Below are 15,793 nucleotides of genomic sequence, written 5' to 3' on the forward strand. Positions count from 1 at the left end.
CCGCTATATTTTCTTCATGATTCTCATAGAATTCATCACATTTACCGCATATGTGTTTCGTTGAGTTACTAATAAGTCAAGTACTGATTTTGGTAATAATTTAGTTTCTAAGAAATTGTCTATTTGATTGATTATATCTTTTGTACTATCAACATTATCCTTCATAAGATTGATGACATTTTTAAACTCGTTAGTATCTGTTTTAGTATTGTTAATTGAAGTAAGCATTTCTTTGATAATTTGTGATTAAAAGAATTTGTGTGTTTTAGTAGTCTTATGTTTTATTAAAAGCTTACTTCGTTTTGTGATTTTTTTTAACAGTTTGATATTCAGTGTGTTTTGTTTTTTTGTTTTTTTTATCTTTAATTTTGCAACAAATTGATATTCCCTGTCGTCTTTAGAAGAGAATAGTAATTAGAACAGTTTTAAAAAAGTAATCACTAACCAAAATTTAGAAAAGTTTGTTACAGAGCGAGCTAATAGAACAATGTAGGGCTAATGATCGTAAAGCACAGATGAAGCTTTATAATAAGTACTGTGATGGTATGTATTATGTGGCATTACGATTTCTTAAAGATCCTTTTGAGGCTGAAGAAGCCATGCAAGAATCTTTTATTAAAGCCTTTTTAAAACTTCATCAGTTTACTGGTGATGTGACTTTTGGTGCGTGGTTAAAACGTATAGTGATTAATAAGAGTATTGATATGCTCAAAGCAAAGAAGATGAATATGGTTGCTATCAATGAGCAGGTTATGTCTACAGTAGAAGAACAAGATGATTGGTCCGTTGCTGATTCAACAACGGTTGAAGAAGTGAAGGGAGCAATAGAAAGATTACCTGAGAAATATAAATATGCTGTAATGCTATTTTTAATAGAAGGATATGATCATAAAGAGATCAGTGAAATATTAGATATTACTCCAGTTGCTTCAAGAACTTTAGTACATAGAGGAAAGAAACAGCTTCAGGATCAATTAAAACATTTGAGAGATGGGACAGGATATTAGAGAGTTATTAAAACAAGACAACAGGATTCCTTCAGAACGTTTGTCAGAAGGACATCAGAATCGTTTTATGGCAAGATTGGAGGAGGAACTTCCTAAAAAAGCTAGGAAATTTAACTATGGTTGGTTAAGAATTGCAGCCAGTGTTGTGGTAATCTTATCAATATCTATGTTCGCTTTTAATGAGTTTGGGAATAATAATGGTAGTAATACTAAAATTGTTGATACTAATACTCCAGATGTGAAAAATGCTACAGTGGTTTTGAGTAAACAGACATCATCATTAGCCGAGATGTTTCCGGAGTATGAAAAAACAGAGAATTATTTGCTAACAGGAATAAAGTTTCAGTTATCCCAAATTAATGTAGATGATTCTAATAGAGAGCTGGTAGAAAGTTTTATGAAGAGGTTAGAGAATTTAAATAGAGAATATCAAGATCTTAATAAAGAATTAATAGAGATAGGACCTAATGTGCAAAGTGCGGAAGCAATGATAGAAAATCTAACACTTAGACTATCGCTCTTAAAGAGACTAAAAGACAAACTAAAAGAATTAGAAAAAATTGAGAATGAAAATTACATTGATATACAAGCTTAATCTTGTAACACTTAGTTTAGTATGTTTCTCTGGAGTATTTGCTCAGAATAAACAAGACAAGTTAAGTGAAAAGTTTGTAGTAAATAAAGATGTTGCAATTCATCTAAATACTAGCCATACCGAAGTTGTGTTCGAAACTTGGAATAAAAATTCCGTTGAGATAGAAGCATACATAGAGGGGGATAATATTACAGAGGAAAACAAAGAGCGGCTACTACAAAATTGGAAAATAGAAGCTTTAGGCAATAGTAAAGAAATTACGATAAATTCTATTACAGGTAATTTTTGGTCAGGAAAAGCGGCCGTTTCCAACGCGCAAAATATCAATTCACCAGAACTTAGACGATTAGAACCAGTTATTTCTAATATGCTAAGGCCTATCCTAAAAAATATAGAGAATAACCCAATGCCAAGTGCTCTTTCCGAAAATCTGGCTAGTATGAATTTTGATACGAATAAGTTTAAGGAAAATGAAGAAAAATATATTCAACAATGGGGAGATCAGATCAAAGAAAAGTTTGGAGATAATTATGAAAATGTTGTAAAGAGTTGGACAAAAGAACTAAGTAAGAATGCTAAACAAATCCAACCAAATTCTGAATTAAGTTCTCAGAATTGGGCAGGAGAAGAGTTTGCTCAGAGAATGCAAGCCTGGGCATCACAATTCTCTGGTGATTTAGAAATAACGCAAACAAATGGTTCTAATGTTACTGTATACAGATACAGTTCTCGAATGAATAACTCAGGAAGTATTCATAGAATTGTAAAAGTAAAAATGCCAAAAGAAGCATTACTTAAATTAAATATTAGGCATGGAGATGTACAATTAGCAGAAAAAACAACTAATATAGTTGCTTCTTTATCCCATACGAGCCTGCAAGCTAATGTTATCGATGGAGATCGTACATTTATAAGAACATCATATTCTCCTGTAGTTATTAAACAATGGAACAATGGTAGATTAGCAGTTAATTATGTAAAGAATTGCAGAATTCAAAGTGCTAAGAACCTTAGAGTAAATGCAGATTCTAGTAATATTTTTATTCAAGAATTAGAAGATAATGCGGCTATATCCGGAAGCTTTGGAGCAATTACTGTAGCAAACCTTTTAGATTCATTTTCTACATTAGATTTAGCTGTTGAGAATAGTGATTTTAAATTGAAATTACCAGAAGTAGCATTTAATATAGCCTATAGTGGAATGCAAAGTAGAATTTCATTACCAAAGACCGTAGAGGTAAATGCAAGAAGAAATTTTGGAAATGTATTTGTCAATGGATTCAATCAAACTAGAAATACTGATAGGGTTATAACTATAAACGCCAAGTATAGCGATATCATACTACAATAATTTTATAATAATGTGTTAATTGTTTAAAAGCTCTGCTAATCAATTTAGTAGGGCTTTTTTGTTGTCGTGTTTTACAAGTAAAAGAGTTTCTTCTTGTAAACGAATTACTACACTGTTGTTTCTGTAATTGTTTAATTGTGTATTTAGCCGACTATATCAAAACTTAAGCTAAAAAGTTTTAAGGTTCTTTTGTCTATTATGATTTTATGGTAAATTTAAAGTGGGAAAATACAGATCATAATTAATTTAATTTCAGTGGCTTATGAAAAAATTATTACTAATTTTTTCTTTAATATCTGCTACAGTTTTGTTTGGAAATAATGGGAATGACGAAAGCCTCATCGTCAAACGTAATGGCAACATCATCACTGTAGTCAATTTTAAAGATGGGGACAAAGTAAAATTGTTTGAGTTAAGAACAGGTAGGATTATTACCTATAAAACAAAAAGAGGAATCTTCGACCTTACTCAGCTTCCTGCAGGTAAATACCTTCTAGTAGATAAAGATGGGCGAAAGGTTATCGTCGAAAAATTATCAAATCCAGAGTTTTATGTTAAGTGATTGTAAATCAAAAATTAAGCAAATTTTGATATGCAAATTGTGTGCGTAAATGTTAATTTATTCACATTTAAAGCTAATTATTAATGTTTTTTTAAGACAATTATAATAGTACGAATATTAAAATCTGGTTTTTTCGTCTAAATAATGTGCTTTTTGTCGCTTTTTTCGAAGTCTTACAAAAAATAAATAATTGATAATCAGGTATTTATTGTTTTAAAATTAAATAAACAGACCTTTTTGTGTCATTTGTCGAAAATCAAAAACGTTTGATCTAAAAGTTGGTGTTTTTTTTCGGGAAACGATAATTTAACAATATTATTGTATGGTAATCACGTAATAACATTACAATAAATATATCCAGACAATGAGGGCTTTAATTTTTATTTTCAGTTTATTCTTCCTAACAAATCTAAATGCTAGATTTGAGGATGATGATCTGCAAATAGCAAGAGAAGGATTTGTTATAGTGGTAGTCGATTTTAAAGAAGGAGATAAAATAAAAATGTTTGAGGTTGAAACTGGTGATCATATTTTATCTAAAACAAGAGGTCAGATAGATCTTAGTCAATTACCATCAGGTAAGTATTTGTTAGAAAATAATGAAGGTAAATCTGTTGTAATCGAAAAAAGTGAAGATGATATAGTAATCGAGAAAGAACTTGGTACAGAATATATAGTGGAGTACGATAGTGAGTCTATGTCTTCAAATGATGTAACTGTAGAGGAAGAGTTAGAAGAATATTATTTAAAGTCAGAATTAAATCCTTTAGGAATTACGAGAAACGGTGATGTTATAACAGTTGTAGATTTCTTAGAAGGAGATAAGATTAAATTGTTCGAGATGATTGGTAAAATTCACGTTTTGTCCAAAACAACGGAAATTGTAGATCTTACGCAGTTGGCTACTGGTAAATATATTTTAGAAAATGATAGAGGACAATCTGTAGTTGTAGAGAAATTTGATGTTGATCTAGAATTTACGGAGACTGTAGCATTCAACTAGAAAATTAAAATTAATTATTTATTTTTATAGAATAAGTAGAATTTGGGGGAAAGACCTATCAGAAATGATAGGTCTTTAATATTTTATAAACTATTTTAATGTTTATTTATCCAAGTTGCTAGTCATTTTAAAACCAGTAAATAATCCTGCCCCAGCCATTAAAAAGATAGTTCCTGGATATGCTACTTCTCCATCTACACCTAAGCTATAATGTAGTATTCCTGCGATAAAAATACCTAAACCAATTCCCATTAATAATAAGGAAAAGTTAAGAATGAAAACTTTCCAAATAGGAGTTACTCTTTTCGTTTTACTGCTATAAAAAATAGAAGCATCAGCTCCTTTATCAATAAGAGACATACGCTCTTTATTGCGGGCGGTAATAAATAAATAAAAAATGCCAAAAATACATCCGAATATAGATAATGGTATTAGTACTTCGATAAAACTCATAATTTTAAGATTTAAAAAATTTAACTGTTCGTTTTTTATCTATGACGCTGATATGTAAAGTTAGGTTACAGAAAAGATGAAAAAATTATTTTGTATCTTTTTACGTAAGGAGTGTAACCAGTTCTAAAAAGGTGTCGTCTAATGTATAAATGAACCATCAATCAGATCAATATTATATTAAACAAGTGTTAGAAGGAGATGCAAATGCTTTTTCCGCATTAGTAGAACGTTATCAAAATTTGGTGTATACTGTGATATACAGGATGGTTAGAAATAAAGAAGAAGCGGAAGAGGTTGCACAGGATACTTTTATTAAAGCCTATAAATCCTTATCTAATTATAGAGGAGAAGCTAAGTTTTCTACCTGGTTGTATACTATTGCATATAGAAAAGGCTTAGACGCTATCAAGACTAAAAAACGATTCATTGCTACAGAGTTAATTGAGGATATAAGTGAAGGAGAAGTTACTAATGTAAACGATGCATTAAGTTATTTACAGGATAAAGAACGAAAACAAATTATTTCTGATAGTATTCTTAAGCTTCCAGAAGAAGAAGCTGTTATTGTAACCTTATATTATTTTGAAGAGAAAAGCGTAAAAGAAATAAAAGATATTGTAGGAATTACAGAAAATAGCATCAAAATAAAACTATATAGAAGTAGAAAAAAACTATATTCGATACTTAAGTATCACATTTCACCAGAAATTAATACTAGCAATGGAAGAGCAATTTAATGACATAAAGAAATTAGTAAAAGAAGCAGGTGTAGAAAATCCTTCAGTAGATTTTTTGCAAAATGTGATGCGTAATGTTAGTGTAGAAAACACTTCTTCAAATAAACCTCTAGTTTATCAACCTTTGATCTCAAGAAAAGCATGGGTTGTTATTGGTTTAATAGTAATTGGAGTTTTAATTTCTTTACCGTTTTTATCAGATGGAACTTGGGCTTTGCGTAAATTCGATTTTCCATTATTTAGTCTACGTGATTTTAAGAATCCCTTTTCCGATTTTAGGCTTCATGCTACTACAACATATGGTATTATATTTCTTGCCATATTATTTACAGTACAGATAACAGTAATTAAAAGAAGGATAGATAAGATATATTCTATTTAAACTGCTTCTGTTGTTAATCTAAATCATAAAATACTTTTTAAACTTATATACATTCTTTATTTTACAAGCTGCTTTGGATAACAGGGTTATAGTTTATGAAATCAAGAATATGTATTATAGGGGCTGGACCAAGTGGTATTACTACTCTAAAAAATTTGAAAGACAAAGAGCTAACAGTTGTTGTCTATGATTGTAATCAGGAAGTAGGAGGTAACTGGATTTTTTCAGAAGATGTTAGTCATTCTAGTGTATTCGAAACGACACATATAATTAGTTCCAAAACACTTTCGCAGTATGAAGATTTTACTTTTGATGATTTTGATACTACTGTAGCAGATTACCCATCTCATGATGAATTAAGAAGATATTTTCAAGCGTATGCTAAACATTTTGAGCTCTATCCTTATATAGAATTTGGAACTATTGTAAAGTATTGTGATCGTATAAGTGATCGTGAATGGGAAATTACAATACTGCAAAATGGAAGTGAACGAAAAGAAACGTTTACAGATTTAGTAGTTTGTAATGGACATCATTCTGTTCCTAGAATTCCTAAATATCCTGGTAATTTTTCTGGAGAATTTATACATTCTCATGGATATAAAAAGGCTGCACCATTTGCAAATAAAAAAGTTTTAGTAATCGGTGGAGGTAATTCTGCTTGTGATGTAGCTGTGGAGACAAGTAGGGTAAGCAAAAAAACAGCAATTAGTTGGCGTAGAGGTTATCGAATAATACCCAAATTCTTTTTTGGGTTACCCTCTGATATTGTCGGGGCAAGATCTGCATGGCTTCCGGTAAAAATTCGGAGTTGGTTTAATGATAGGTTATTAAACCTTATGCTTGGTAAGAATAAATTATATGGTTTACCAGAAGTAAAAACTAAGTTTGGTGAAACGCACCCAACGATTAACGACGAACTTTTGTATAAAGTAAGACATGGGAAAGTGCATCCCAAAGTTGATATAGAAAGGTTGGACGGTAAAACGGTATGTTTTAAGGATGGAACAAAAGAAGATTTTGATGTAATTATCGCCTGCACAGGCTATGTGTTAAAACATTCATTTTTTGATTCGTCATTTATCGATTATAGTGAAGGACCAGTTCCGTTGTATCTTAAGATGTTTCATGAAGAATTTCATAACCTTTTTTTTATTGGATTGTTTCAGCCTTTAGGATGTATTTGGCCGGGATCAGAATTACAAAGTAAAATATTAGCAAATTACCTTACAGGAACCTGGAAAATGCCTTCTGCTATAAAAAAATTATGTCAACGAGAAATAACACATCCTCATTACAAACAGATTAATACACCTAGACATACGATTACGGTTGATTATCACAAATTTAGAAAATCGTTACTAAAACAGTTGCCCAAGAATTGGGTTTCGAAAACACTTAATAATATTTCAAATAGTACTTGATGATAAATAATTCATTTTCTCAGTTTATAGAGAGCTTATCCCATAGTTTTATACCCGTTGTTAATCCTGAGTTTTTAAAAGAAGACTATGTTTCTATAGATTTATCAATATACAATAAGGATTTAGAACGTATTGATGTATCCTCTTCTAAGGCTTTTGAAGGTTATATAAATAAATATTTAGCAAAGAATGTGGCTAAGGTAGCTTTTGGTGGTTATAATGAAACCAGAGGGATTTATAGGAGAAGTAAACATTTTAATCAACAAGATCCAGAAACCGAACGTAATATACATCTCGGATTAGATGTTTGGTGTGATGCGGGGACTGATGTGTTAACTCCATTAGAGGGCAAAATTCATAGTTTTAAAAATAATAGGAACTTTGGAGATTACGGACCTACTATAATTTTAGAGCATAAGATAGAAGAAATAACCTTTTATACATTATATGGTCATTTAAGCGAAAAATCTATTGAAGGTCTAAAAATAGGACAACACTTTTATGCCGGAGATGTTGTAGCTAAGTTAGGACACTCATCAGTAAATGGTGATTATGCACCTCACTTACATTTTCAGATTATTAAGGATATGCAGGGTAATCTAGGTGATTACCCAGGAGTATCTAATAAAAATGAGTTGCGGTATTTTTTACAAAATTGTCCAAACCCTAATTTATTATTGAAAATTTAAGCTAATTATTGTGTTATTTTCGATGTATTTAATTTATGTGTGAGATAATCAAAATCTTAAATAGCCTAAAAAGATATAAGAACATGGGCGTTTTTTGTGTTTTTTATCGGTACTAAAAAGCTTTTTATCAGATTTTTTGTAATTTTTAAAACATAAATAATTGATAATCAGTTGTTTAAAAAGTAAATTAACAAAATCTTTGTAGTTGAACGAAAATCCGTGCTATTTCATCTAAAAGTCTGATTTCTAGTTGGTGGCGTAAGTTTTTTGCAGTATTCTTGTATGGTAAAGCCGTAATAACTTAACTTTAAAGCCCCAAAAAAATGAAAGTTATAGCCCTAATATTCAGTCTATTTTTATCTCTTATCATTTCAGCAAATGAAGACAACAAACTTACTGTTCATATGGATGGTTTAACTGTTGAAGTGTTAAATTTTGAAGAAGGAGATAAACTTAAGTTATTTGAACTTGAAACTGGAGATCATATCTTATCTAAATCTTATTCATTAATAGACCTAAGTCAATTACCTGTTGGTTCTTATTTATTAGAGAACAATGAAGGTAAGTCTTTAGTAATTAACCGTCAAGAAGAGGAGTTGATGATTGATGGCGCAGTTATTTTACAAGAAGAAGAGTTTATAGTAGAGGATGATGCTCAATTAGCTGATGTTAGTGGAGATGAAGAAATGAATGTAGAGAAAGATTTTATTAATAACTACGTAAATTCAAACCAAAACTTATTGAATATTGAAAGAGAGGGAGATATTATAGTGGTTTTGGATTTTGAAGATGGAGATAAATTAAAATTGTTTGAAGTAAAAGATACTATTCACGTATTGTCTAAAACAACAAATGAAATAGATTTAAGTCAATTACCAGTAGGGTTATATATATTAGAAAATAGTAAAGGGGATTCTGTTGTTGTTGAAAAATTTATAGAAACTCAAGCTACATTAACTGATTTGTAGAAGTTTAAAGGGGATAAACAAATACAAGAATAAAGCGGGTTCAATTTGGGCCCGCTTTGTTTTTGTTTATAATGAGAATGTATTATTCGTTTATGATTTCTTTTAAAATATATTCGCCGTCAGTTCCGTGGGTAAATACACCAGTAAGTTGTTCTTGATTATTAATCTTGGTTGATAATTCATTGCATAAACTTTCACAATCAATACGTATAAAAGAATTGATTATTGAATAATTATTGTCCTCATCTACAAATACCCAATTTTCAAAACTTTCGGGAATAATGTTTCTAGTTAGTCTAATTTTAAAGGTTGTGTCAGGTGAAATCTGTGTTTTTGCTAATACTTTTATTAAAGTTATTTCGTATGGAGGGATGTCCGCAATAGATAAATCGTTGGGTTTTAATTTAACTATAATGTCTTGTATAAAACCATTTTCAAATTCAAAACCGTTGATTCCTCCGTATAGGCTTATATAGTCTTCGGTACCAATACTATCATCTGTTTGGTATTGTATTGCTGCAGTATAATCTAAAAATATTACAGTATTTTGATAGTGATTAATCCTCCACGACTCAATTCGAGAATCATCATTATTATTATCACCATTACAAGAGTTTAAAATAATTGATATAACAAGTAAAAACAATACTTTTTTCATGGTAGCTTTTTTTTATATAGATGAAAAAAAGCTGAGTGGTTGCTTAAGGTTTTTATTAAAGAATGTTAAAATTAAATACATAGAATTATGATGTATTGTATTTTTATGTATATTTGAACTATGTATTCAAAAGAACTTCTAAAAGGAACGTTATCTGTTATTATTCTTAACCTATTATCAGAAAAAGGTAGAATGTATGGTTATGAGATTTTTCAACAAGTAAAAGAACGATCAGATGGTAAAATATTACTAAAGGATGGGTCACTCTATCCTGCTTTACAGAAAATGAGAAAAGATGGTTTGTTGTCTTGTGAAGAAGAGTATATCGGCAAAAGAGTTAGGAAGTATTATTTGCTTACATCCAAAGGGAAAGAAGAAAAAGTAAACTATATAGAAGAGCTTAAGGATTTTATGGAAACACTTAATAAAGTTATTTTTCCAAAACTAGATGCTATATGAAATTGAATAGTGAACAAGAAAAGAAAATTAAAAATTTTGTTGATAAACAAGGATTTAAACTATTAGAATTACGAGATGATATAGAGGATCATTTATGTTGTGTTGTAGAGAGTGATCTTAAGCGAGGAAGAACATTTGATCAATCATTACAAGATGCTATATCAGAATTGGCGCCTAATGGATTAATCGATTTAGAACAAAGAACAATTTTTTTATTAAACTCAAAACGAATTATTATGATGAAAAAACTGATGTATTTTATTGGATTTATTGGAGCTTTAACATTAACTGCAGGTATTGTGTTTAAGATATTATGGTATCCAGGTGCTAACAAACTTTTTATAACAGGATTTCTGTTGTTGTTGTTGATTTTTGTTCCGATGTTAGCTATTGATAGATATAAAGTAGCGATTGCAAAAACTCTTTCAGAGCGTTTAAAAATTGTTTTAGGTTGTGTTTCTGGTGTTATTGTAGGTTTATCAGGATTGTTTAAATTGATGCATTGGATGGGAGCAGAGGTGTTATTACTAGCAGGTTCTTTTCTTTTTGTGGTAGGGTATCTTCCATTTTTATTTTTTACAATGTATAAAAAGTCGCTTGCTTAAGTAAAGTACCTGAATGTAATATAAATAAAACAACCCTGAAGTATCACTTCAGGGTTGTTTTATGTTAAATGTTTTTTGAAACCTACTCGTTTACAAGTACCCATTCTCCTTTTTCAATTAGAGGAATTGCTTGTTTGTATTTTACAGTTTTGTTTTCACCACTCATTACATGTTTGATAGTAACTTTGTCATTACGTCCAATTTTTGGTTGTTCTCTAACGATAGTTTCTGTTATCTGAGGGCGTTGTTGCGTTTCTCCTGCAGCTCTGTTTTGGGCAGCACGTTCGTCCATGTTCGGAATTTCTTCTTTAGAAGTCTCTAAATTGTCTTTTCTTCGTACTTGGCGAGCTTCAGAAATATCTTGCGTGTTGCCTGTTGGTAATTCTCCTTTGAATAAGAAAGAAATAACATCTTTATTAACCTCTTCAATCATTACTTTGAATAATTCAAAAGCTTCGAATTTGTAGATCAATAATGGATCTTTTTGTTCATGAACTGCTAATTGTACACTTTGTTTTAACTCATCCATTTTACGAAGATGTGTTTTCCAAGCGTCATCAATAATTGCTAGCGTGATATTTTTTTCAAAATCAGTGATTAATTGTTTCCCTTCACTTTCATAAGCTTTTTCAAGGTTAGTAGCCACATTTAAGCTTTTTACTCCATCTGTAAACGGAACTAAAATACGTTCGTATTTGCTAGAAGGATCTTCGTATACTTGCTTAATAACTGGATATGCAGCTTCTGCATTTCGCTTCATTTTGTCTTGATAGTGCTCATAAGCAGCCTTGTAAACTTCTCCAGCAATCTTTTGGGTATCCATTTTCTCAAACTCCTCAGCGGTTATAGGGCTGCTCATTGAGAAGTAACGAATTAATTCAAACTCAAAGTTTTTATAATCCTGAGCATTCTTGTTTGACTCTGTGATCACCTCTGCGGTGTCATAAATCATGTTGGCAAGATCTACACGAAGACGCTCTCCAAACAATGCGTGATAACGACGTTTATATACAACTTCACGCTGAGCGTTCATTACATCGTCATATTCTAATAATCGCTTACGAACTCCAAAGTTGTTTTCTTCTACTTTTTTCTGAGCTCTTTCAATGGATTTAGAAATCATAGAATGCTGAATTACCTCACCTTCTTTCAGTCCCATTCTATCCATCATTTTAGCAATACGTTCTGATCCAAAAAGACGCATTAAATTGTCCTCTAAAGAAACATAGAATTGAGAACTACCTGGATCTCCTTGACGACCAGCACGCCCACGTAGCTGTCTGTCTACACGACGAGAATCATGACGTTCTGTACCTATAATAGCTAAACCACCTGCAGCTTTTACTTCATCAGATAATTTAATATCTGTTCCACGACCTGCCATGTTGGTTGCAATAGTAACTACTCCTGGATTACCAGCCTCAGCTACAATATCCGCTTCTTTCTTATGTAGTTTCGCATTCAGTACATTGTGTGGTACTTTACGAATTGTAAGCATTCTACCCAGTAATTCCGAAATTTCTACAGAAGTAGTACCAATAAGTACAGGTCTACCAGCTCTTGATAATTCGGTTACTTGTTCGATTACAGCATTGTATTTCTCACGTTTAGTTTTGTATACTAAATCTTCCATATCTTTTCTAGCGATAGGTCGATTTGTAGGGATTTCTACAACATCCAATTTATATATTTCCCAAAGCTCTCCTGCTTCTGTAACAGCAGTACCGGTCATACCAGATAACTTTCCATACATACGGAAATAATTCTGTAATGTTACAGTTGCGAAAGTTTGAGTTGCATCTTCAATTTTTACATTTTCTTTGGCTTCAATCGCTTGATGTAATCCATCACTATAACGACGTCCATCCATGATACGTCCTGTTTGTTCGTCAACAATTTTTACTTTGTTGTCCATCACTACATACTCTACATCTTTTTCGAATAAAGAGTATGCTTTTAGTAATTGGCGTAACGTGTGGATACGTTCGCTCTTTACACTATATTCTCTGAAAAGATCTTCTTTCTTTTCTGCTTCTTCTTCTTTTGGTAACCCAAGATTCTCAATTTTAGCAATTTCCATTCCTATCTGAGGTAGTACAAAGAAATCTGGGTCATCCTTACCAGAAAGATAATCTACACCTTTGTCAGTGAGATCAATCTGATTGTTCTTTTCTTCTATAACGTAATAGAGATCTGCATCAATTTTATGCATCTCTCTATTGTTATCCTGCATATAAAAATTCTCAGTTTTCTGAAGTAACATTTTTACACCTTCTTCACTTAAGAATTTTATTAACGCTTTATTTTTTGGAATTCCTCTATAGACTTGAAGTAATTTAAACCCTCCATCTTTAGTATTTCCTTCTTTAATAAGTTTTTTAGCTTCTGCTAAGACCGTTGTTAGGTATTTTTGTTGTACCCCAACAATATCAGCAATTTTTGGTTTTAACTCATTAAATTCGTGGATATCTCCTTTTGGAATAGGTCCGGAAATAATTAATGGAGTACGGGCATCATCAATTAATACCGAATCAACTTCATCTATGATTGCATAATTATGAGGGCGCTGAACTAAATCTTCTGGCGCATGAGACATATTGTCTCTTAGGTAATCAAAACCAAACTCATTATTAGTTCCATAAGTTATATCTGCATTGTAGGCTGCTCTACGTTCTGCAGAATTAGGTCTATGGTTATCGATACATTCCACAGTTAACCCATGGAATTGAAATATGGGAGCCATCCATTCACTATCACGTCGCGCTAGGTAATCATTAACAGTAACTAGATGAACACCATTACCAGATAATGCATTAAGATATACAGGTAATGTAGCTACTAAGGTTTTACCTTCTCCGGTTTGCATTTCTGCAACTTTTCCTTCGTGTAAAGCAATACCACCAATCAGCTGTACATCATAGTGTATCATATCCCATTTTACTTCTTTACCAGCTGCATCCCAACTTGTAGACCAGATCGCTTGGTCTCCATCAAGATTAATATGATCTCTTGTTCCAGAAAGTTCACGATCATAAGCTGTAGCTTCTACTGTGATAGTATCATTTTCTGCAAATCTCTTAGCAGTTTCTTTTACAACCGCAAAAGCTTCAGGTAAGATTTCGTTTAAAATTTTTTCTGTTGCTTCATAAGCATCTTTCTTTAGTTTGTCGATCTCACCATAGATATCTTCTTTTCTGTCAATATCCTCTGTAGCGTCCGCTTCTTCTTTAAGGGAATCAATTTTAGCATTGATATCAGCACGGGCTTCATTTATGGTGTTTTTGAATTCTACGGTTTTGGCACGTAATTCATTGTCAGAAAGAGAAGCGACACCTTGCGCTGCTTTTTTTATTAACTCAACCTTTGGTTGGATTTCTTTTATATCTTTTTTGGATTTATCTCCAACAAATACTTTTAATACAGAATCTAAAACTCCCATGATTTATGGTTATGTGTTTTTAATGAGATTTAATTTTAAAGTGAAATCAACTTGTTTTTCCTTTAAAAAAAGGTAACGTTAAGTGTAACTTCAAATCTTCGAATCTATTGTAATCTCTATACCTCAAAGGCATTATTATACAATGCTCCACAGGCTATTTGATAGCTAGTGAAGGTGGCGTAATTTACGCAAAAAAAAAGCCTCTTGCGAGACTTTTAATACTATTTAAATATTTTTTTAATATTCATCCTCATTCCAAAGATAATCTTCGTCAGTTGGATAATCTGGCCATATTTCTTCTATAGAATCATACGAATCTCCTTCATCTTCAATTGATTGTAGGTTTTCCACAACCTCTAGCGGTGCTCCCGTACGAATTGCATAGTCAATTAACTCATCTTTGGTTGCTGGCCAAGGTGCATCACTTAAATAAGATGCTAATTCTAAAGTCCAATACATATGCTTACTGGTTTAATTTTTTTGCAAAAATAATTTTTTAGTTTAAAAAGTCAAGTAAAAAATTAATTATTTCAACAATAATTATAAGAACGTGATTTTTCGGGTATTACCCTTAACTTATTTTTAAGCTTTTTTGAGCACTAAGAATTTTTTTGAGGAATCCATTGTATCTCGTTTGCTTGTAAATCGTAGGACAACTTTCGTGCCAGTACAAATAGGTAGTCAGATAGTCGGTTTAAATACTGTAAAGTTGTTGCTTCAAAGGGCTCTAATTCATATAATGCTGTCGCTAAACGCTCAGCCCTTCTGCATACACAGCGGGCAATGTGACAGAATGACACTGTTTGGTGTCCTCCTGGTAATACAAAATGAGTCATTGGAGGTAAAGATTCGTTCATCCGATCTATTTCAGTTTCTAATAGTGTTATATCTTCTATGGAAATAGTAGGGATGTTTAGCCTTTTTTGTCCATTTTTTAATGTTGCTTTTTCTGGATCTGTCGCTAAAACGGCACCTACAGTAAATAATTTGTCCTGAATAGTCACTAATACAGTTTTGCTTAACTCATCTATTTGCTGATCTCTTATTAAACCGATATGCGAGTTTAATTCATCCACAGTCCCATAGCTGTCAATACGAATATGATGTTTAGGGACTCTGGTGCCACCAAATAATGCGGTAGTGCCTTTATCACCTGTCTTTGTGTATATCTTCATCTCTTTTTTGTTGATTATCTTTTTTATATTTTGAAATATCTTTTTTCGCCTTATTTACATTTAAATAAACAAAGATTCCTCCGATTAATACAGCGGTCCAAAACCAAGGAAATTTCATTTTTTCTTCTTTTTGAAATAATTCTTCCTAAAATCTCTTGTCGAGCGATCATATAATTTTTTTTTATTTCTACCAGAATTCCATCGCACTACAAAAAACAGTAATGCTATTCCAATAATAACTAAAACTAACTGGGTTTCTTCAGATAGAGCATCAAACATGATTTCT

The 15,793-nt window shown here is 31.6% G+C and carries 19 protein-coding genes; 12 read left to right on the top strand and 7 right to left on the bottom strand.

The window, feature by feature from the left end:
* Nucleotides 1-3 precede the first annotated feature (3 nt).
* Complete coding sequence (locus NMK29_RS03540; protein ID WP_108801607.1) at nucleotides 4-228, bottom strand: hypothetical protein; 225 nt, start codon at nucleotides 226-228, stop codon at nucleotides 4-6.
* Nucleotides 229-515: 287 nt separating this feature from the next.
* Between NMK29_RS03540 and NMK29_RS03545 the strand changes: the two genes are divergently transcribed.
* The 5 genes from NMK29_RS03545 to NMK29_RS03565 all read left to right on the top strand — a co-directional run bounded on the left by NMK29_RS03545 (nucleotide 516) and on the right by NMK29_RS03565 (nucleotide 4,518).
* Nucleotides 516-1,007, top strand: a complete 492-nt coding sequence (locus tag NMK29_RS03545) for an RNA polymerase sigma factor (protein WP_108801805.1) — start codon at nucleotides 516-518, stop codon at nucleotides 1,005-1,007.
* Nucleotides 991-1,602, top strand: a complete 612-nt coding sequence (locus NMK29_RS03550; protein WP_108801608.1) for a hypothetical protein — start codon at nucleotides 991-993, stop codon at nucleotides 1,600-1,602. The genes NMK29_RS03545 and NMK29_RS03550 overlap by 17 nt, the downstream gene beginning before the upstream one ends.
* Nucleotides 1,574-2,953 (top strand): hypothetical protein, encoded by a 1,380-nt coding sequence (locus NMK29_RS03555; RefSeq protein WP_108801609.1) that lies wholly within the window; start codon nucleotides 1,574-1,576, stop codon nucleotides 2,951-2,953. Before NMK29_RS03550 ends, NMK29_RS03555 begins: the two co-directional genes overlap by 29 nt.
* A gap of 262 nt (nucleotides 2,954-3,215) precedes the next feature.
* Entirely contained in the window at nucleotides 3,216-3,515 is a 300-nt protein-coding gene (locus tag NMK29_RS03560) for a hypothetical protein (protein ID WP_027395490.1), read from the top strand.
* Nucleotides 3,516-3,879: 364 nt separating this feature from the next.
* The gene (locus tag NMK29_RS03565; RefSeq protein WP_108801610.1) at nucleotides 3,880-4,518 is read left to right on the top strand and encodes a hypothetical protein; all 639 of its coding nucleotides are present in this window, start codon (nucleotides 3,880-3,882) and stop codon (nucleotides 4,516-4,518) included.
* 102 nt (nucleotides 4,519-4,620) lie between these two features.
* On the opposite strand, the gene NMK29_RS03570 is transcribed toward NMK29_RS03565, so the two are convergent.
* The gene (locus NMK29_RS03570; RefSeq protein ID WP_027395492.1) at nucleotides 4,621-4,971 is read right to left on the bottom strand and encodes a DUF6249 domain-containing protein; all 351 of its coding nucleotides are present in this window, start codon (nucleotides 4,969-4,971) and stop codon (nucleotides 4,621-4,623) included.
* Nucleotides 4,972-5,120: 149 nt separating this feature from the next.
* On the opposite strand from NMK29_RS03570, the gene NMK29_RS03575 reads away from it, so the two are divergent.
* The 5 genes from NMK29_RS03575 (at nucleotide 5,121) to NMK29_RS03595 (ending at nucleotide 9,171) form a co-directional block, all read left to right on the top strand.
* Entirely contained in the window at nucleotides 5,121-5,708 is a 588-nt protein-coding gene (locus NMK29_RS03575) for an RNA polymerase sigma factor (RefSeq protein WP_108801611.1), read from the top strand.
* Nucleotides 5,692-6,090: a hypothetical protein gene (locus tag NMK29_RS03580; protein WP_108801612.1), complete on the top strand. Its 399-nt coding sequence runs from the start codon at nucleotides 5,692-5,694 to the stop codon at nucleotides 6,088-6,090. Before NMK29_RS03575 ends, NMK29_RS03580 begins: the two co-directional genes overlap by 17 nt.
* Nucleotides 6,091-6,185: 95 nt before the next feature.
* On the top strand, nucleotides 6,186-7,514 hold the full coding sequence (locus NMK29_RS03585) for an NAD(P)/FAD-dependent oxidoreductase (RefSeq protein WP_108801613.1): 1,329 nt from the start codon (nucleotides 6,186-6,188) through the stop codon (nucleotides 7,512-7,514).
* Entirely contained in the window at nucleotides 7,514-8,203 is a 690-nt protein-coding gene (locus NMK29_RS03590; RefSeq protein WP_108801614.1) for a peptidoglycan DD-metalloendopeptidase family protein, read from the top strand. Before NMK29_RS03585 ends, NMK29_RS03590 begins: the two co-directional genes overlap by 1 nt.
* A gap of 323 nt (nucleotides 8,204-8,526) precedes the next feature.
* Nucleotides 8,527-9,171, top strand: coding sequence for a hypothetical protein (locus tag NMK29_RS03595; protein WP_108801615.1), 645 nt, complete (start codon nucleotides 8,527-8,529; stop codon nucleotides 9,169-9,171).
* Between the two features lie 82 nt (nucleotides 9,172-9,253).
* Here NMK29_RS03595 and NMK29_RS03600 read toward each other — a convergent pair whose 3' ends face one another.
* A complete protein-coding gene (locus NMK29_RS03600; protein ID WP_108801616.1) occupies nucleotides 9,254-9,829 on the bottom strand; it encodes a DUF4377 domain-containing protein in 576 nt (191 codons plus the stop codon).
* A gap of 120 nt (nucleotides 9,830-9,949) precedes the next feature.
* On the opposite strand from NMK29_RS03600, the gene NMK29_RS03605 reads away from it, so the two are divergent.
* Nucleotides 9,950-10,288, top strand: a complete 339-nt coding sequence (locus NMK29_RS03605) for a PadR family transcriptional regulator (RefSeq protein ID WP_108801617.1) — start codon at nucleotides 9,950-9,952, stop codon at nucleotides 10,286-10,288.
* A complete protein-coding gene (locus NMK29_RS03610) occupies nucleotides 10,285-10,893 on the top strand; it encodes a hypothetical protein (protein WP_108801618.1) in 609 nt (202 codons plus the stop codon). The genes NMK29_RS03605 and NMK29_RS03610 overlap by 4 nt, the downstream gene beginning before the upstream one ends.
* Nucleotides 10,894-10,975: 82 nt before the next feature.
* Here the strand turns inward: NMK29_RS03610 and secA are convergent, their stop codons facing one another.
* From secA to NMK29_RS03630, 4 genes are all read right to left on the bottom strand, one after another.
* A complete protein-coding gene (gene secA, locus NMK29_RS03615; RefSeq protein WP_108801619.1) occupies nucleotides 10,976-14,332 on the bottom strand; it encodes a preprotein translocase subunit SecA in 3,357 nt (1,118 codons plus the stop codon).
* Between the two features lie 237 nt (nucleotides 14,333-14,569).
* Nucleotides 14,570-14,791: a DUF2795 domain-containing protein gene (locus tag NMK29_RS03620; RefSeq protein WP_006989959.1), complete on the bottom strand. Its 222-nt coding sequence runs from the start codon at nucleotides 14,789-14,791 to the stop codon at nucleotides 14,570-14,572.
* Nucleotides 14,792-14,931: 140 nt separating this feature from the next.
* On the bottom strand, nucleotides 14,932-15,507 hold the full coding sequence (locus tag NMK29_RS03625) for a cob(I)yrinic acid a,c-diamide adenosyltransferase (RefSeq protein WP_108801620.1): 576 nt from the start codon (nucleotides 15,505-15,507) through the stop codon (nucleotides 14,932-14,934).
* Nucleotides 15,508-15,621: 114 nt separating this feature from the next.
* Entirely contained in the window at nucleotides 15,622-15,786 is a 165-nt protein-coding gene (locus NMK29_RS03630; protein WP_155839784.1) for a hypothetical protein, read from the bottom strand.
* Nucleotides 15,787-15,793 lie beyond the last annotated feature (7 nt).

The organism is Aquimarina sp. Aq107 (genome assembly GCF_943733665.1).
Lineage (GTDB): Bacteria > Bacteroidota > Bacteroidia > Flavobacteriales > Flavobacteriaceae > Aquimarina.